The following is a 17,174-nucleotide window of genomic DNA, read 5'->3' as shown; positions in this document are numbered from 1 at the left end:
CAAAAGAACACAACATTACAGTTTATATAACTTAAATGGATAGCAATAAAAAATACTGGAAAGGTTTAGAAGAACTGAACAAAACACCAGAATTTGTTGAGAAAAATAAACACGAATTTGCTGAACCTATTCCTATCGAAGAGGTTTTAAGCGGAGGTGGCTTATCGGCTAAAACCCCTCGCCGCGACTTTTTAAAGGCGCTTGGCTTTGGTGTAGGTGCTGTTACTTTAGCGGCTTGCCAAAAAGTACCCGTACATAAATCGATCCCATACCTGATAAAGCCCGAAGAGGTAACGCCGGGTGTTGCCAACTACTACTCATCAACTTATGATGGCAGCGCGATACTGGTTAAAACCCGCGAAGGCCGCCCTATTAAGGTTGAAGGTAACCCTAACGATCTTTTATCAAAAGGTGGCTTAAGCGCGCAGGCGCAGGCATCGGTACTTGAACTTTACGATACCAGCCGCATTAAAGACCCGCAGCAAAACGGTAACGACAGCAGCTGGGGAAGCGTTGATGCCTTTGTGAAAAGCGAACTTGCTGCTATTGCCGCAAGCGGTAAAACAATAAGCATTGTTACATCAACCATCCACAGCCCGTCTACCCAGGCGGTTATTGCCGATTTTATATTAAAATACCCTACTGCAAAACACGTAAGCTATGATGCGGTATCGTATACCGGTATTATAAAAGCTAACCAAAACAGCTTTGGTAAAGCGGTATTGCCACATTACAATTTTGATAAAGCAGATATCATTGTAAGCTTTGGCGCCGATTTCCTGGGTACCTGGATATCGGGCGAGGAATTTACCCGCCAGTACGTATCAAACAGGAACAACAAATCGCTTGAGGCTAAAAAGATGTCGCGCCACATCCAGTTTGAAACCGGCATGAGCATGACCGGTACAAACGCAGATGTACGTGTAGCCATTAAGCCATCAGAAGAAGGCCCGGCACTGGTTAACCTTTACAATGCCTTATCGGGCACAACGTTACCGGGTTCAAAAAAATTAACAACTGCCAACGCAGATAAAGCCATACTTTTAGTAGCAACCGAACTTAAAGCAGCAAAAGGCAAAGCCCTTGTGGTTTGCGGTTCAAACGATGTTGCGGCACAGGTATTGGTAAATGCCATTAACTCCTTGTTAGGAAGCTACGGTACTACTATCAACCTTGATAACCCATCGCGCCAGTATGCCGGTAACGATGGCGAGATCGTTGACTTTATAACCCAGGCTAAAAATGGAACGGTAGGCGCGGCGATATTCCTTGATGCCAACCCTGCTTATGATTACCACTCGGCTGATGCTGTTAAGGACGCGTTGAAGAATGTTCGTTTGAAAGTGTCATTATCTGACCATGCCGACGAAACCACTACGCTTTGTAATGTGGTAGCGCCAAACCATCACTATTTAGAGTCGTGGGGCGATGATAGCTCTGTTGAGGGTTATTACACTATTATGCAGCCAACCATTAACCCGGTTAACAATACCCGCCAGGCCGAGCAAAGCCTGCTGGTATGGAGCGATAACGCGGTTAAAGATTATTACACATACGTTAGAAATAACTGGAACACCAATTTGTTGGCCAAAGGCGGCTTATCGGGCCAGGCCGGTTGGGAAACCCTGCTGCAAACCGGGTTTGTTTTAGCAGCCCCTGTTGCCGCCGGTACATACACCTTTAACCAGGACCTTAACGCGGTAGCCCAAACCATACAAAGCCAAAGCGCTAAATTAGTTGCCGGCGATAATAAATTTGAGCTGCAGGTTTACCAGTCTGTTGGTATGCGCGATGGTAAAAAGGCCAACAACCCCTGGTTGCAGGAACTGCCGGATCCGGTATCGAAAGTTACCTGGGACAATTACGCCGCCATGTCTCCGTCAGATATCAAAAGGTTAAGCCTTGATGAATTTGAAGTGGTAGAAATAGAGGCGAACGGTTACAAAATATCATTACCGGTTTTATCGCAGCCAGGGCAAGCCCCGGGTACCGTATCGGTAGCTGTTGGTTACGGCCGTACAGCAGCCGGTTTGGTTGGTAACAACGTTGGTAAAAACGCATATCCTTTTTATACCTTCAGTAACGGAACATTCCAGACTGCCGCTATAGCAAACCTTAACGGCACCGGTGATATATTCCCGCTTTCGCAAACACAAACGCACCACTCTATCGAGGGCCGTAACATCATCCGCGAAGCTACCTTTACCGAATACAAAAAAGATGCATCGGTAAACAGCGGAAGCCATGGCGAGCACAAAGAATACGATCTGTGGGAAGGATCTAAGGATGACGAAATACACGCGCGCCCTGTTTACGACTGGGTTATGGCTATCGATTTAAATGCATGTACAGGTTGCGGCGCTTGCGTTGTAGCATGTAGCGCAGAAAATAACATCCCTGTTGTTGGTAAAGACGAAGTTGGCCGCCGCCGCGAAATGCACTGGATACGTATTGACAGGTATTACAGCTATAACGATGATGGTAACGGCAACGCGGTAACCAAAGAAAGAGAGATAGCTAAGCTTGATGATCTTAATAACGTTACTGTGGTTCACCAGCCAATGCTTTGCCAGCACTGCGACCACGCGCCTTGCGAAACTGTTTGCCCGGTATTAGCTACCGTACACTCCAGCGAAGGATTGAACCAAATGGCATATAACCGTTGCGTTGGTACACGTTACTGCGCAAACAACTGCCCATACAAAGTGCGCCGCTTTAACTGGTTTAACTACTGGAACGATTCGCGCTTTGATAACTACCTTAACAACGAGCACACACAATTAGTGCTTAACCCCGATGTTACTACCCGTTTCCGTGGGGTTATGGAAAAATGCTCGATGTGCGTACAGCGTATCCAGGCAGGTAAATTACAGGCTAAGATAGAAAAACGCCCGCTTAAGGATGGCGAGGTTAAAGTTGCCTGCCAGCAAACCTGCTCGGCAAACGCTATAGTATTTGGTAACCGTAACGATAAAACATCTGAAGTTTACAAGGCTTTACAAAGCGAGCGTACCTACTACGTGCTGGAAGAGCTAAACGTAAAACCGGGTATTGGTTACCAGGTAAAAGTTAGGAATACATCATCTGAATTACAGGCTTAATTATACAAGAGATATATAACATATGGCATCTCACAACGAATCGATAATCAGGGAACCGTTAATGACGGGCAAGGATATAACCTATGCCCAAATTACTAACGATATATTGTTGCCTGTTGAAAATAAACCCAATAAAGCCTGGTGGATAGGCTTTACAGTGGCCTCGTTAGGCTCGCTGTTATGGGTAGTAGCTATCAGCTATACCTTTTGGTTTGGCTTAGGCGCATGGGGCTTAAATAAAACAATTGGCTGGGCCTGGGATATTACAGGTTTCGTATGGTGGGTGGGTATTGGTCACGCCGGTACGCTTATCTCTGCTGTATTACTATTGTTCCGCCAAAACTGGCGTAACTCCATCAACCGCTCGGCCGAAGCGATGACCATCTTCGCGGTAATTTGCGCGGCTACGTACATTGTTGCGCACATGGGCCGCCCGTGGTTAGCTTACTTTACTTTACCACTGCCAAACCAGTACGGCTCGTTATGGGTAAACTGGAACTCGGCACTTATGATGGACGTATTCGCGATATCAACATATTTCTCGGTATCATTATTATTCTGGTACACAGGTTTACTACCCGATATTGCAGCCATCCGCGACCGCGCAACAGGCTTACGCCGCCGTATCTATTCGATCATGTCTTTCGGCTGGACAGGCTCTTTAAAAACCTGGCAGCGTTTCGAGACCGTATCACTTATACTTGCAGGTATAGCAACGCCACTGGTACTATCGGTACACACCATTGTATCATTTGACTTTGCCACCTCGCTGGTACCGGGATGGCACACCACCATTTTCCCTCCGTACTTTGTTGCAGGGGCTATCTTCTCTGGTTTCGCGATGGTGCAAACACTGTTGCTGGTTACCCGTAAAGTATTGGGTTTAGAAAATTACATCACCATGTTCCACATCGAATCGATGAACAAGATCATCTTGTTAACAGGTTCAATTGTAGGTGTGGCGTACCTTACCGAGTTCTTCATCGCCTGGTACTCTGGCAGCGAATACGAGCAATATACTTTCCTTAACAGGTTTATAGGGCCATACTGGTGGGCCGGTTGTATGATGTACGGCTGTAACGTTATCATGACCCAGGTAATGTGGTTTAAAAAGGTACGTACCAATATAGCGCTTTCGTGGGGCTTCTCTATCATCGTGAACATTGGGATGTGGTTCGAGCGTTTCGTGATCATCGTAACCTCGCTGCATCGCGATTATATTCCGTCGAGCTGGGCAATGTTTTATCCAACCTGGGTAGATGTGAGCGTATTCATCGGTTCTATCGGTATATTCTTTACCATGTTCCTGTTATTTATCAGGGTGTTGCCATCGGTTGCAATTGCCGAGGTGAAATTACTGCTAAAATCATCGAGCGAGCAGGCCAAGAAAAAACTTATTGACGAAGGCCACCTTGAACCGGCCGAAGTTCAATATTACAAAGAGTCGTTAACTAAGTATGATAGCGTAGACATGGCTGATTACGAAAAAGTATAAAAATGAGCAACACTAAATTTATATTAGGCCTTTTTGATGATCCTGACGATATGATGCAGGGTATCGATAATCTGCAGAAAAATAGTATCCCTATTTACGATGTTTACACACCGATGCCTATACACGGTATCGAAGCCAAAATGGGTGTTAAAGATTCGAGATTAGGTTACGCGGCATTCTGCTTTGGTTGCCTTGGCGGTACCGTAATATTCAGCATGATCTATTACATGCTGGTACACGATTGGCCAATGAACGTAGGTGGTAAGCCAAGCTTTGCCATACCAAACTTTGTACCTTTTACCTTTGAGTGGACCATTTTATTTACCGCTTTTGGTATGACGATAACCTTTTTTGCCGCAACGCATTTATTCCCGGGCCGCGCCCCGCGTGTAATGGACCTGCGCGCAACCGACGACCGTTTTGTTATAGCGGTTAGCGCTAAAGGGAACGTTCCGCATGAGGATATAACCAATTTATTAAAACAAGCAGGAGCAGTAGAAGTAAAGCATAACGAAAGGAAATATGTTAGCTATGAATAAATTTAGAATATTGGGCACAACGGTTTTCGTTATCGCTGCATCGATAGTAATTACATCGTGTAAGGATAAGCGCAGTACCGGTTGGGAATACGCTCCCAATATGTACGAGCATACCGCGTTTGACCCTGACCAGGCCAATCCAAACTTTAAGGACGGTAAAACAGCACAGTTGCCGCCGGCCGGTACTACACCTATCGGGTTTAAACGTTTTGATTACCCGAACACTAAAGATGGTTACGAAAAAGCAGGCCTTGAAGTAACCAGCCTTATTGCACAAACCCCTGCACATTTAGCAGAAGGTAAGGCGTTATTTACAACTTTTTGCTCGCCATGCCATGGCATAACCGGGCAGGGCGATGGTTTGGTAGTTCAGCACGGTTACCCGCCGCCGCCGTCATACTCAAAAGGGCAGTCGTCTCGCGGTGGCGCAATGAAAGATCTTACAGACGGGAAAATCTATCATACTATAACTTACGGTGTTAATGCGATGGGTTCTTACGCGTCGCAAGTTGCACCCGAAGAACGCTGGAAGATAGTTATGTATGTACACCATTTACAAAATTTATAAGAATTAATTTTAATGAAAACTCATAATAGTTTTGAAGAAAGATTTGAATTCACCGGCAAACTGAAAACATTTAGCCTGGTTGCAATTGTAATTGGTGTTTTAGCTATAGCTTTTGGTTTTGTATTTGAAGGCGGCGAGCACATCCAGCGTACATACAGCAACTTATTGCTAATGTCGTACTACTTTGTTTGTATCTGCATTGGTGGTGTATTCTTTAGCGCGTACCAGTACGTATCGCAATCTGGCTGGTCGGCTGCTTTATTAAGGGTGCCGCAGGCGCTGGCTAAAGTATTGCCATTTGCAAGCCTTATTTTACTTATAGTAGTTACTGCAGGGTTGTTCCAAACCCACGAAATTGTTGGTGAAGACGGTAAAAAAGAACTTGTACCATATTTATATGCACACTGGGCCGCACACGGCCTTACCATAATGGGCAGCGAAAATTATGATGCTATAATAGCGGGTAAATCTGCTTTCCTAAGCATCCCGTCGTTTTATGCGTTACTGATCGTTTTATTAGGGTCGTACAGCTTTTTAGGCTGGTCGATAGCTAAAAACTCTAACGATGAAGATACTACCGGTAACATGGTAAATTATAAAAAGAACTTTAAGCTATCGGTTATATTTTTAGTACTGTTTGGCTTTACGTTCCCATTATTTGCCTTTGGGGTTATCATGTCGTTAGAAGCGCATTGGTTCTCTACCATGTTTGGTTGGTACAACCTTGCCGCGGCACACGTAATGGGCGTTGCCATGATAGCGCTTATTATTATATATGTGCGCAAAAAAGGCTATATGGGCTGGTTAGCGGTAGATCACCTGCACGATCTGGGTAAGATCATTTTCGGTTTTTCTATCTTCTGGACATACGTATGGTTTGGGCAGTTCTTCCTTACCTGGTACGCAAACATTCCCGAAGAGTCGGCTTACTTTTATATCAGGTGGGAGCCCGAATTTAAGTGGTGGTTTTGGGTAAATATTACGCTAAACTTCCTGGCCCCGTTGCTGATGTTAATGTCGCGTGATGCAAAGCGTTTAGAAGTACGCATGAAATGGACCTGTATTGTACTGATAGTGGGCCACTGGCTTGATTATTACCTGATGATAATGCCGGGTACTGTTGGCCCTAAAGGCGCAGGTTTTGGTGTTGAAGAAATAGGCGTGTTTGTAGGATTTGCAGGAACCTTTACTTATTTAGTGTTTACCCAGTTAAGCAAGTTTACTTCGCTGATACCTAAAAAACACCCGTTCCTAGAAGAGAGCCTGCATCATCACATATAATAATTGTTAAATTTGCAACCGGATACAGCAATTCAAATAACCAATAAAATGGGATTCAAAAATTTAATTAGTTCTAAAAAAATACTTTCGCTTTTAGCTGTGTTTATGCTTTTGGGCACAAGCATGCTTTTTGCCCAGGGTACAGAATCAGCCGGGGCTACCGCATCGCCTGCTGCCGATGCAGTTAAGGATAACGGTTTGGCTACTGCCGGTTACTATATCCTTCTTTTCCTTATCGTATGCTTTGTTATTGGAATTGTTGGTAAAATACTAAGGGTATTTGACCTAACCCAGCAAATACAAGGTAAAGAGCCTATAAACTGGAACAATGTAATGGGCATTTGCTGCCTTATATTCCTTATTGCAGGCGGATACGCCGCGTACTGGGAATTTAAAGTTCACGGCGCCATGATACTGCCCGATGCTGCATCAGAGCATGGTGTTAAGATAGACGAAATGTTTTGGACAACCACTGTGCTAACCATGATAGTGTTTGTAATTACGCAGATCCTGCTGTTCACCTTCCTGTTCAGGTACCGTTATAATGCAAAACGCCGCGGCCATTTCTTACCGCACAACAATACTATTGAAAAAGTATGGACAATTGCCCCGGCTATTGTTTTAACCATACTGGTTATATTCGGTTTCTTTACCTGGCAAAAAATCACCGATAACGTTGATGCCAAAGGCGAGCCGGCTTCTATCAATATCGATATTACAGGCCACCAGTTTGCCTGGGAACTGCGTTACCCCGGTAAAGATGCCCGTTTAGGTGCCACCAACTATAAACTGGTAACCGGTATAAATAAATTAGGTATCAACTTTAAGGATAAATACAGTTACGACGATTTACAGGCCGATACCATGGTTATACCGGTGCGTAAATCAATCAGGTTAAACATACACGCTCAGGATGTTATCCATAGCGTTTATATGCCACATTTCCGTGTACAATTGAACGCGGTACCGGGCTTGCCTACCTTTTTTAAATTTAAGCCAACCATTACTACCGCAGAAATGCGCATAAAATTGAATAAACCAAATTTCGAGTACGAGATTTTATGTAACAAAATTTGTGGCGGCCAGCACTACAACATGAAAAAAATTGTACGTGTGGTTACAGAGGCCGAATACCAGGGATGGATAGCGCAGCAAAAGCCATATCTTACAGATAAGGTTAAAAAATCTTTGAATTTTGCTGCAGAGAAAAAAGAAGTACAACCAAACAGGTTAGCGTTAAACAATTAATACAAAAAGATTAGCGAGTATGTCAACATTATCAGTTCAAGATCACGGAGTAGTTCATCACGAAGACGATCACGGACAACATCATCATAAAGCAACGTTCCTGAACACATACGTTTTTAGTCAGGATCACAAGATGATTGCCAAGCAATTCCTTATAACAGGTATTACAATGGCTTTTATCGCCATGATATTATCAGTTCTGTTCAGGATCCAGTTAGCTTACCCTGAAAAATCGTTCCCATTAATGGAAACATTATTAGGCCGTTTTGCACCGGGCGGGCGTTTAGATTCTAACTTTTACCTGGCGCTGGTTACCATACATGGTACCATAATGGTGTTTTTTGTACTAACCGCAGGTTTGAGCGGTACTTTTGCCAACCTTTTGATACCATTGCAACTGGGTGTACGCGATATGGCTTCGCCTTTCATGAACATGCTTTCGTACTGGTTCTTCTTTTTGGCCAGTGTTATTATGCTTTCATCGTTCCTGGTACAAAAAGGCCCTGCAAGCGGTGGCTGGACAATATACCCGCCTTTATCAGCACTGCCTAAAGCCATGCCGGGATCTGGTATGGGTATGACGCTTTGGTTAATAAGTATGGTACTGTTTATTGCATCGCAGTTAATGGCAGGTATAAACTATGTAAGTACTATATTAAACATGCGTACCAAAGGTATGGACCTTTGGAAAATGCCACTATCGGTATGGGCGCTGTTCCTTACCGCTATATTGGGTGTGTTATCATTCCCGGTACTTGTTGCCGGTGTGGTGCTATTGATATTTGACCGCAGCTTTGGTACAAGCTTTTACCTTTCAGATATCGTGCTGAACGGTACGCAGGTACAGCCTTACGAAGGCGGTAGCCCTATACTGTTCCAGCATTTGTTCTGGTTCCTGGGCCACCCCGAGGTGTACATTGTAATTATGCCTGCGATGGGTATCTCGTCCGAAGTTATGTCGGTAAACTCGCGTAAGCCAATTTTTGGTTACCACGCCATGGTTTACTCGCTTATAGGTATTACCGTACTATCGTTTATTGTATGGGGCCACCACATGTTTGTAACGGGCATGAATCCGTTCCTGGGCGGTGTGTTCATGATCACCACGCTCATCATCGCGGTACCATCGGCAGTAAAAACATTTAACTGGCTGGCTACCTTGTGGCGTGGTAACATCCGTTTTACATCAGCTATGCTGTTTGCTATCGGGATGGTATCGTTCTTTATCTCCGGTGGTTTAACCGGTATATTCCTGGGTAACGCCGCGCTGGATATCAACCTGCACGATACTTACTTTGTGGTTGCCCACTTCCACCTGGTAATGGGTTCGGCTGCTATATTTGGTATGCTTGCGGGTGTTTATCACTGGTTCCCTAAAATGTTTGGCCGCATGATGGACGAGCGTTTGGGTTACCTGCACTTTTGGTTAACGTTTATTGGCGCTTACCTGGTGTTCTTCCCAATGCACTTTATGGGCTTAGATGGTGTACCACGCCGTTACTATGCATTCACCGAGTTTGAATCGATGAAACAGTGGTTATCTGTAAATACATTTATTACATGGGCGGCAATTATGTCGGCTGTAGCGCAGGTAGCATTCCTGTTTAACTTTATACACTCTATATTCTGGGGCAAAAAAGCGCCGCAAAACCCATGGCACTCAAATACCCTGGAGTGGACCACACCTGTTGAGCATTTACATGGTAACTGGCCGGGCGAGATCCCAACCGTTTACCGTTGGCCATATGATTACAGCAAGCCTGGCGCCGAAGAGGATTTTATACCACAAACGGTTCCGCTTTCACAAACCATGAGCTCAAACCTTCCGCATGATTTTGAGGATAACCCTACAGGTTTAGAGGAACATACTAAATGGGCAAATACTCAAAAGAGTAACGAAGAAGTAAAGTAATACCTTAATTTGAAAATTAAGCAATTTGAAAGTTTGAAAATTAAGCAGTTTGAAAATAAGTTTTCAAATCTTCAAATCATCAAATTTTCAAATTGTTTAGTTTAGAAGATGAGCATAAAAGCACCCGGCAATACATTTCTAAAAGTTAACCTCATAACTATCATTGTGCTTTTTGTGCTGATACTGGCCGGTGGGGTTGTGCGCAGTACCGGTTCGGGTATGGGCTGCCCCGATTGGCCTAAGTGTTTTGGCCGTTATGTGCCGCCAACCAGCATATCCGAGCTGCCCGCTAATTACAAAAAGGTTTATGCAGATAAACGCCTGGCTAAAAATCAAAAGTTTGCAAAAATGCTTGATGTTTTTGGATACAGCCAACTGGCAACGCGCATCCGTAACGACAAATCGATACTGGTGCCCGAAGAATTTAACAGTGCCCGCACCTGGACAGAGTATGTGAACAGGCTAATAGGCGCTCTTTCGGGCGTGTTATTATTTCTTTGCGCTGTGTTTTCTTTTCAATATTGGAAAAGCAGCAAGCTGATAGCGTCATTAAGCATATTTAACCTTGTACTGGTTGGTTTCCAGGGATGGCTGGGGTCAATAGTGGTATCAACAAATTTAGTTGCCTGGATAGTTACCGTGCACATGCTTATAGCGCTGGCTATATTGGCCATTAGTATTGCAACCTATCATATGGCCAGGGTACAGGGCAGGTACAAAGTACAGCGTAAGCCATTAGTGGCCATTGTTACTATTGTGGTTTTAGCCTTAAGCATATTACAGATAACATTTGGTACCGAGGTGCGCGAGAAGATTGACGCCGTTGCAAGCCATTTAGAGGGCAGCTACCGCGAAAGCTGGGTAACCCGTGCCGGCGATATATTTGCACAGCACAGGGATGTAGCTGTAATAGTATTACTTGCAAACCTGGTATTATATGTACTGATACGTAAAGGGTTTAACAGGCACTCTATACAGCAGCAGTTAATGAGCTTTAACTTTTTAATGATAATGCTGCAAATAGTAACCGGCATATTTTTATCGTACTGGGCGTTGCCGCCGTTTGCACAGGCATCACATATAATATTGGCAAGCTTATTATTTGGAGCCCAGTTTTATCTATTGTTGAATTTATTTAGTTCGGTAAACGTGCAGGGGGCAGGCAAATGAAAGATTTTATAAAGCTGGTAAAATTACGCTTAACGCTGCTGGTGGTTTTTTCGGCCTCTATATCATTTGTTATAGGTAGTAAAGTTAACGGGCCTATTGATTGGAGCAGCCATGAGTTTTGGAGCAACTGGCTGATGCTGATAGTTGGAGGTTTCCTGGTAACATCGGCGGCAAACGGCTTTAACGAGATCATTGAAAAGGACCTTGACCGCCTGATGACCCGTACATCAGACCGCCCGCTGCCATCTGGCCGCATGACTAACGGACAGGCGCTTGTGCTTAGCTTATTAATGGCCATAGTGGGCACCTATTTATTAGGCAAGCTTAACCCCACTACAGGGTTCTTATCTATATTCTCGGTTATATTGTATGCCTTTGCTTATACACCCTTAAAACGTAAATCGCCCATAGCGGTTTTTGTAGGGGCTATACCGGGCGCATTGCCACCGCTTATTGGTTATGTGGCGGCCCACCCCAAAATTGACGAGATAGCGCTTATATTATTCGCTATACAGTTTGTATGGCAGTTTCCGCATTTTTGGGCCATTGCCTGGGTTTTGGATGATGACTATAAACTGGCGGGTTTTAGGCTGCTGCCATCGGGCAAGCGCGATAGCACAAGTGCTATTATCACCTTTGTAACAACATTGGCATTATTGCCTGTAAGCTTGTTGCCCTATTTAAACCATAACGCCGGTATTGTTTTGGCAATAGTATCGCTATTAATGAGTTTAATATTTATATACCAGGCATTTAACTTAATGCGCACGCGCGAAATAAGCAGCGCCCGTAAGTTAATGTTTGGATCGTTTTATTACCTGCCGGTTGTGCAGCTAATGTTTTTATTTGATTTTATTGGAAAATGATGTCTCAGTTACAGCAAGAAGATAGATTGAACCTGGCACCCAAAAAATTCAACATGTGGATCTTCATATTCACATCGTTTATGTTTTTTGCGGCGTTAACCAGTGGTTTTATAGTTTACATAGGCGGTACCAAAGCCCACACCATGGGTATGAAACTGCCTGATATTTTTCTTTACAGTACTGCTGTAATGGTATTAAGCAGTGTTACGTTGTTTATGGCCTCGCGGGCTGCAAAGGCCCTGCAGTACGGCAGGCAACGGTTATACCTGTTATTAACCATACTTTTAGGCGTTGCTTTTTTCGCGATACAGGTATACGCCTGGCTTATACTTTTACCCGGTATGGGCGTTTATTTTTCCAATCCAAATGCAACACAATCTTTCGTATATGTATTTATATGGATGCATTTACTACACATTTTAGCCGGCTTGCTGTTATTGGGTAATACGCTTTGGCGTTGTTACCGCAGTATAGAGCAGGTTAGAAATTTATACAGTATGCAGATGTCTTCTATTTTTTGGCATTTTGTCGATATTATATGGATTTATCTGTATGTTTTTTTACTTTTGAACCAACAATAAAAACTCATGAGTGCACAATTATCACCTATTGATGAAGTAAAAACCACGCCGTGGTCTGGAGGTAAATCTCCGTTTAATGTTGAGTACGGTAAAATGATGATGTGGTTTTTCCTCCTTTCGGATGCGTTTACCTTTTCGTCATTGCTAATTGCCTATGGCTCATTGCGTTTTAGCTCAAGCAGCTGGCCTGCGCCCGATCTGGTTTTCCAATCGGTACCCGGCTTGTATGACAGCGGCAAACCCCTTGTATTTGTGGGTTTAATGACGTTTATCCTCATCCTTAGCTCGGTTACAATGGTATTAGCGGTAGAGGCGGGCCATCGTATGGCAAAAAAAGAAGTGTTTTGGTGGATGATAGCAACTATTATTGGGGGCTTTACCTTTTTAGGCTGCCAGGCATTAGAGTGGACACACCTGCACCACGAAGGTTTTTGGTGGGGTAGTATCCCTAATATGGAAGAGTTGAAGCACTTATTTAAGGGAGGGGCCGAAGCAACTTATGGTACATACGCCCAGCAATTCGCAAATTTATTTTTCACCATAACGGGCTTCCACGGTTTTCACGTATTTAGCGGTGTTATTATCAATATCATTATCACCATAAACGTGTTGGCAGGTACATACCAAAAACGCGGCAGCTATTTAATGATCGAAAAAGTTGGCCTTTACTGGCACTTTGTAGACCTTGTTTGGGTGTTTGTATTTACTTTCTTTTACTTAGTTTAAAAAATTTAACTGATAAACATATGTCATCAGAATCAGCAGAAGTTCATCACGATGAGCACGGCCACGGCGAAGGAATGACCCGTAAAAAAATCATAAATGTATTCCTGATATTATTGGGTATAACGGTTGTGGAGTTTATTATTGCACTTTGGTTAGTGCCATCAAACTACATCCCGTTGCATTATGCAAATCCTATTTACATAGTTTTAACTCTATTTAAAGCTTTTTACATTGTTGCATATTTCATGCACTTAAAATTCGAGCGAATTGGGTTAGCCTTGTGTATTATAGTGCCTATATTATTTATTATAGGCTTGATATTAGTGCTTACAAACGAAAGCCATTACTGGATAGACCTTAGGGCATAATGCGTAAAGGATACGTCCTGAAAAAAATAGTGATCCTGGTAATGATATTAGCGTTACCGGGATTTTTATATTATTTGCTAACCGCCAAGGGTAAAAACAGGTACAAGCCGCTATCGTTTTATGGGCCAAAAGTGGTTGCCAAAACGGGGCATAAGTTTCACGGCAAATACATCCCCGATACCATTTACCATAAGCTGGGCGATTTTAACCTGGTGGACCAGAACGGCAGGCAGGTGTCCTTCAAAAACTTTGATAAAAAGTTATTTGTAGCCAGCTTTTTTTATACCAACTGCCCGCAAATTTGCACCACGGTAAATAAAAACATCAGCGAACTGGTATACGCCTACCGCAAAAACCCGATGGTTTACTTTACATCTATAACGGTTGACCCGGCACGGGATACGCCGCCGGTTTTAAAAAAGTATAGCTCGCAATTTGAGGCGACCAATAAATGGCTTTTTTTATCTGGCGATACTGCTACAACTTACAACCTGGCCCGCAACGGCTTTTTGGTGAATGCCGTGCAAAAAAGCCAGGACGATTTTATTTACAGCGACAAATTGATACTGATAGATGCCGAAAAACGCATAAGGGGCTATTATAATGGCACCAATGCCGCAGAAATCACTAAGCTTAACGACGAGATAAAGGTGCTGATAGCCGAAGAATTACGCAAGGTTGATAAAGCGTTGTATTAGATACAAGAACAAAGATTGCTGGCGAAAGACAGGAGCTTGTTTAATCCAGTTAGTGCTTGATCTTTTGTCATTAATCCATACTCAACAAAATGACCGATAAATTCATATTTAGATTTGTTACCGGTGTAACCATATTTGTTATCACCGTAGTTATTGTACTTAACCGCCACCTGATACCCGGCCCCGCTACGCCGCCGGCATTTACGCCATATCTGCCTTTACTCAATGCTTTTATTAACGGTACATGCAGTATACTACTGCTAACATCATTATACTTTATTAAACAAGGGAAGATCACCATTCATAAACGATTGAACATAACAACCTTTTGCCTGTCATCGTTGTTCCTGGTATCATACATCTTATTTCATTACTTAATGCGTAGCGATACTATTTACGGCGATGCAAATGGCGACGGCATTCTTTCTGACAGCGAGCGTGCAGCTGCAGGTAGCTTAAGGACGATCTATCTCTCCGTTTTGGTGCCCCACATTATACTTGCGGCAGGCGTTTTACCATTAATATTGTTAAGTTTTTACCGTGGCCTGCAAATGCAGGTGCAAAAACATAAGAAATTGGTAAGATGGGCGTTTCCTATATGGTTATTCGTTACAGTATCGGGTGTTGTTGTATATTTGATGATCAGGCCGTACTATCATTTTTAAAGTACTTACATGAAAAAATTAAAGTTTGTATATATCGTTTTGGTTATGGGTTTGCTGGTATGCAGTGTTGTACCTGTAAAAGCGCAATGTGCCATGTGTGCGTCTAATGTGGAAACAAATGCGAAAAGCGGCGCAAAAACAACCAATGGTTTAAATAATGGCATTATGTACCTGCTGGCCGCACCATACCTGGCCGTTGCCGTTGCGGGTTACATTTGGTATAAAAAATATCGACGTAAAGATGTTGAACTGAATATCCGCAGCGAAAAGCTTAATTTAAATTAGTTAAAGGTTCATAGATCATAGTTCATGGTGGAACTTGCTGTGGGCTTAAAATAAAAGAGATTTTTTGGATGATACAATCCCAAACGCTTGATTTTTTAAAAGAGCTTGTTGATAACAATAAAAGGGAGTGGTTCCAGGCTAATAAAGAAAGATACGACAAGGCGCGCGAAAATGTGATTGACCTTGCGGCCAATGTCATCACCAAACTGCATAAAGTTGACCCCAGCGTTAGCGCCGACCTTGATCCCAAAAAATGTGTAATGCGCATTTACCGCGACATACGCTTCAGCAAAAACAAAACACCATATAAAAATAATTTTGGCATAAGCCTGCCAACCCAGGGCTCTAAATTGGGCGGGGTAGAGTATTACCTGCAGATCCAGCCGGGTAAATCATTTATAGCCGGCGGTTACTGGATGCCCGAAGCCGAACACCTGAAAGCCATCCGCCAGGAAATTGACTATAATGCAAACGATCTAAAAAGGATAATTAACGATAAGGGATTTGTAAAACTGTTTGGCGATTTCAGGGCGCAGGACCAGCTGAAAACAACACCAAAAGGCTACGACGCGGATAACGAGAATATCGATCTGCTGAAGTTGAAAAGCTTTATCGTTTCTCACCCCTTAAAGGATAAGGAAGTAATATCTAAAGATGCTGCCGGGCTGATAGTTGATATTTGCAGCAAGCTATACCCCCTGAATATTTTCCTGAAGAATGCTATTGCTTAACCTATTAATCTACATATCATGAAATTTAAACACTTATTGTTAGCCGCTCTCCTGGTTTCCGCGCTGCAATCGTGCGTCATCATGTCGCCTAAAAAGCATAAGGCATTATTAGCCGAGCGCGATTCATTGGCTACCCGTACCGCCACGTTAGAAGAGCAGGTATCACAACTGATAGCCGATACTTCGCGCATCCGCCAGGAACTGGCGACCTTAAAAGGTAATTACAGCGGACTAAATGATAAATATAACGCCCTTGATAAAAACTACAATGCCAGCTCATCAAAGGTAAGCCAGCTATCTACCGACCTGCAAAAACGCGAAGCACGCCTTAAAGAGGTGGAAGAGATTTTGCGCAAACGCGATGAAGCCACAAACGCGCTGAAGGAAAAATTGCAAAAGGCATTGCTTGGTTTCCAGCAAAGCGGGCTTACGGTTGATATCCGTAATGGTAAGGTTTATGTATCGTTAACAGATAAATTGCTGTTCCCGTCGGGTAGTATTGTAATAGACGAGAAGGGTAAACAAGCGCTTAAGCAACTGGCAGCCGTGCTAAACAAAGAGGCCGATATCAATATTGCCGTTGAGGGCCATACCGATAACAAGAAGATAAAAAACCTTGGCCAGATAAAAGATAACTGGGACCTGAGTGTACTGCGCGCTACATCGGTTACCCGTTACTTAACCGAGACCGAGAACATCGACCCTAAAAGGTTAACCGCTACCGGTAAAGGCGAGTTCCAGCCGATCGATACCGCCAACACACCCGAGGCACTATCCAGGAACAGGCGTATTGAAATTGTACTGTCGCCAAAACTGGATGAATTGTATAATTTGATCAGTAAATAAAATAATCCATCTTTTCAGTAAGATAATCCATCATAGCAAATCCCTCACCTTGTGGGGGATTTTTTTTGTCCACATTATTTTACATTAAACGTAA

Annotated in this window: 17 protein-coding genes; all 17 read left to right on the top strand. The window is 43.4% G+C overall.

The genetic code is table 11. The features are described from left to right. The first annotated feature begins 35 nt into the window (after positions 1–35). The 17 genes from EWM62_RS16625 to EWM62_RS16545 all read left to right on the top strand — a co-directional run bounded on the left by EWM62_RS16625 (position 36) and on the right by EWM62_RS16545 (position 17,080). Entirely contained in the window at positions 36–3,101 is a 3,066-nt protein-coding gene (locus tag EWM62_RS16625) for a TAT-variant-translocated molybdopterin oxidoreductase (RefSeq protein WP_129877802.1), read from the top strand. A 22-nt stretch (positions 3,102–3,123) separates the two neighbouring features. Next, positions 3,124–4,596: an NrfD/PsrC family molybdoenzyme membrane anchor subunit gene (gene nrfD / locus EWM62_RS16620; RefSeq protein ID WP_129877801.1), complete on the top strand. Its 1,473-nt coding sequence runs from the start codon at positions 3,124–3,126 to the stop codon at positions 4,594–4,596. A gap of 2 nt (positions 4,597–4,598) precedes the next feature. Beyond that, positions 4,599–5,135 carry a DUF3341 domain-containing protein gene (locus EWM62_RS16615; protein ID WP_129877800.1) on the top strand — a complete coding sequence of 179 codons (537 nt, stop codon included), beginning with the start codon at positions 4,599–4,601 and terminating at the stop codon, positions 5,133–5,135. Then, a complete protein-coding gene (locus EWM62_RS16610; protein WP_317127823.1) occupies positions 5,128–5,703 on the top strand; it encodes a c-type cytochrome in 576 nt (191 codons plus the stop codon). The genes EWM62_RS16615 and EWM62_RS16610 overlap by 8 nt, the downstream gene beginning before the upstream one ends. A gap of 12 nt (positions 5,704–5,715) precedes the next feature. Next, the gene (locus EWM62_RS16605) at positions 5,716–6,984 is read left to right on the top strand and encodes a quinol:cytochrome C oxidoreductase (protein WP_129877798.1); all 1,269 of its coding nucleotides are present in this window, start codon (positions 5,716–5,718) and stop codon (positions 6,982–6,984) included. A 48-nt stretch (positions 6,985–7,032) separates the two neighbouring features. Next, positions 7,033–8,232 (top strand): cytochrome c oxidase subunit II, encoded by a 1,200-nt coding sequence (locus EWM62_RS16600; RefSeq protein WP_129877797.1) that lies wholly within the window; start codon positions 7,033–7,035, stop codon positions 8,230–8,232. Positions 8,233–8,365: 133 nt separating this feature from the next. Then, positions 8,366–10,144: a cytochrome c oxidase subunit I gene (locus EWM62_RS16595; RefSeq protein ID WP_394342866.1), complete on the top strand. Its 1,779-nt coding sequence runs from the start codon at positions 8,366–8,368 to the stop codon at positions 10,142–10,144. Between the two features lie 108 nt (positions 10,145–10,252). Beyond that, on the top strand, positions 10,253–11,314 hold the full coding sequence (locus EWM62_RS16590; RefSeq protein ID WP_129877795.1) for a COX15/CtaA family protein: 1,062 nt from the start codon (positions 10,253–10,255) through the stop codon (positions 11,312–11,314). Then, a complete protein-coding gene (gene cyoE / locus EWM62_RS16585) occupies positions 11,311–12,180 on the top strand; it encodes a heme o synthase (RefSeq protein WP_129877794.1) in 870 nt (289 codons plus the stop codon). The genes EWM62_RS16590 and cyoE overlap by 4 nt, the downstream gene beginning before the upstream one ends. After that, positions 12,177–12,761, top strand: a complete 585-nt coding sequence (locus tag EWM62_RS16580; protein WP_238989376.1) for a cytochrome c oxidase subunit 3 — start codon at positions 12,177–12,179, stop codon at positions 12,759–12,761. The genes cyoE and EWM62_RS16580 overlap by 4 nt, the downstream gene beginning before the upstream one ends. 6 nt (positions 12,762–12,767) lie before the next feature. Beyond that, positions 12,768–13,487, top strand: a complete 720-nt coding sequence (locus EWM62_RS16575) for a cytochrome c oxidase subunit 3 (RefSeq protein ID WP_129877793.1) — start codon at positions 12,768–12,770, stop codon at positions 13,485–13,487. Between the two features lie 20 nt (positions 13,488–13,507). Next, the gene (locus tag EWM62_RS16570) at positions 13,508–13,855 is read left to right on the top strand and encodes a cytochrome C oxidase subunit IV family protein (protein ID WP_129877792.1); all 348 of its coding nucleotides are present in this window, start codon (positions 13,508–13,510) and stop codon (positions 13,853–13,855) included. Further along, positions 13,855–14,553, top strand: coding sequence for an SCO family protein (locus EWM62_RS16565; RefSeq protein ID WP_129877791.1), 699 nt, complete (start codon positions 13,855–13,857; stop codon positions 14,551–14,553). The genes EWM62_RS16570 and EWM62_RS16565 overlap by 1 nt, the downstream gene beginning before the upstream one ends. 89 nt (positions 14,554–14,642) lie before the next feature. After that, the gene (locus EWM62_RS16560) at positions 14,643–15,218 is read left to right on the top strand and encodes a DUF420 domain-containing protein (protein WP_129877790.1); all 576 of its coding nucleotides are present in this window, start codon (positions 14,643–14,645) and stop codon (positions 15,216–15,218) included. 9 nt (positions 15,219–15,227) lie between these two features. After that, complete coding sequence (locus tag EWM62_RS16555) at positions 15,228–15,503, top strand: hypothetical protein (RefSeq protein ID WP_129877789.1); 276 nt, start codon at positions 15,228–15,230, stop codon at positions 15,501–15,503. Positions 15,504–15,571: 68 nt separating this feature from the next. Beyond that, positions 15,572–16,234, top strand: a complete 663-nt coding sequence (locus EWM62_RS16550; protein WP_129877788.1) for a DUF2461 domain-containing protein — start codon at positions 15,572–15,574, stop codon at positions 16,232–16,234. Between the two features lie 18 nt (positions 16,235–16,252). Further along, the gene (locus EWM62_RS16545; protein ID WP_129877787.1) at positions 16,253–17,080 is read left to right on the top strand and encodes an OmpA/MotB family protein; all 828 of its coding nucleotides are present in this window, start codon (positions 16,253–16,255) and stop codon (positions 17,078–17,080) included. The last annotated feature ends 94 nt before the right edge of the window (positions 17,081–17,174 follow it).

Origin of the sequence: Mucilaginibacter terrigena (assembly GCF_004168255.1) — a bacterium.
Classification (GTDB): Bacteria; Bacteroidota; Bacteroidia; order Sphingobacteriales; family Sphingobacteriaceae; genus Mucilaginibacter; species Mucilaginibacter terrigena.
This window is presented reverse-complemented; position numbering and strand designations above follow the sequence as displayed.

Excerpts from the sequence above, each read along its gene's own strand:
- EWM62_RS16555 (WP_129877789.1), top strand. The coding sequence starts at position 15,228 with ATGAAAAAATTAAAGTTTGTATATATCGTTTTGGTTATGGGTTTGCTG.
- EWM62_RS16545 (WP_129877787.1), top strand. The coding sequence starts at position 16,253 with ATGAAATTTAAACACTTATTGTTAGCCGCTCTCCTGGTTTCCGCGCTG.
- EWM62_RS16575 (WP_129877793.1), top strand. The coding sequence starts at position 12,768 with ATGAGTGCACAATTATCACCTATTGATGAAGTAAAAACCACGCCGTGG.
- EWM62_RS16605 (WP_129877798.1), top strand. The coding sequence starts at position 5,716 with ATGAAAACTCATAATAGTTTTGAAGAAAGATTTGAATTCACCGGCAAA.
- nrfD (WP_129877801.1), top strand. The coding sequence starts at position 3,124 with ATGGCATCTCACAACGAATCGATAATCAGGGAACCGTTAATGACGGGC.
- EWM62_RS16580 (WP_238989376.1), top strand. The coding sequence starts at position 12,177 with ATGATGTCTCAGTTACAGCAAGAAGATAGATTGAACCTGGCACCCAAA.
- EWM62_RS16560 (WP_129877790.1), top strand. The coding sequence starts at position 14,643 with ATGACCGATAAATTCATATTTAGATTTGTTACCGGTGTAACCATATTT.
- EWM62_RS16595 (WP_394342866.1), top strand. The coding sequence starts at position 8,366 with ATGATTGCCAAGCAATTCCTTATAACAGGTATTACAATGGCTTTTATC.
- EWM62_RS16565 (WP_129877791.1), top strand. The coding sequence starts at position 13,855 with ATGCGTAAAGGATACGTCCTGAAAAAAATAGTGATCCTGGTAATGATA.
- cyoE (WP_129877794.1), top strand. The coding sequence starts at position 11,311 with ATGAAAGATTTTATAAAGCTGGTAAAATTACGCTTAACGCTGCTGGTG.
- EWM62_RS16550 (WP_129877788.1), top strand. The coding sequence starts at position 15,572 with ATGATACAATCCCAAACGCTTGATTTTTTAAAAGAGCTTGTTGATAAC.
- EWM62_RS16610 (WP_317127823.1), top strand. The coding sequence starts at position 5,128 with ATGAATAAATTTAGAATATTGGGCACAACGGTTTTCGTTATCGCTGCA.
- EWM62_RS16600 (WP_129877797.1), top strand. The coding sequence starts at position 7,033 with ATGGGATTCAAAAATTTAATTAGTTCTAAAAAAATACTTTCGCTTTTA.
- EWM62_RS16590 (WP_129877795.1), top strand. The coding sequence starts at position 10,253 with ATGAGCATAAAAGCACCCGGCAATACATTTCTAAAAGTTAACCTCATA.
- EWM62_RS16570 (WP_129877792.1), top strand. The coding sequence starts at position 13,508 with ATGTCATCAGAATCAGCAGAAGTTCATCACGATGAGCACGGCCACGGC.
- EWM62_RS16615 (WP_129877800.1), top strand. The coding sequence starts at position 4,599 with ATGAGCAACACTAAATTTATATTAGGCCTTTTTGATGATCCTGACGAT.
- EWM62_RS16625 (WP_129877802.1), top strand. The coding sequence starts at position 36 with ATGGATAGCAATAAAAAATACTGGAAAGGTTTAGAAGAACTGAACAAA.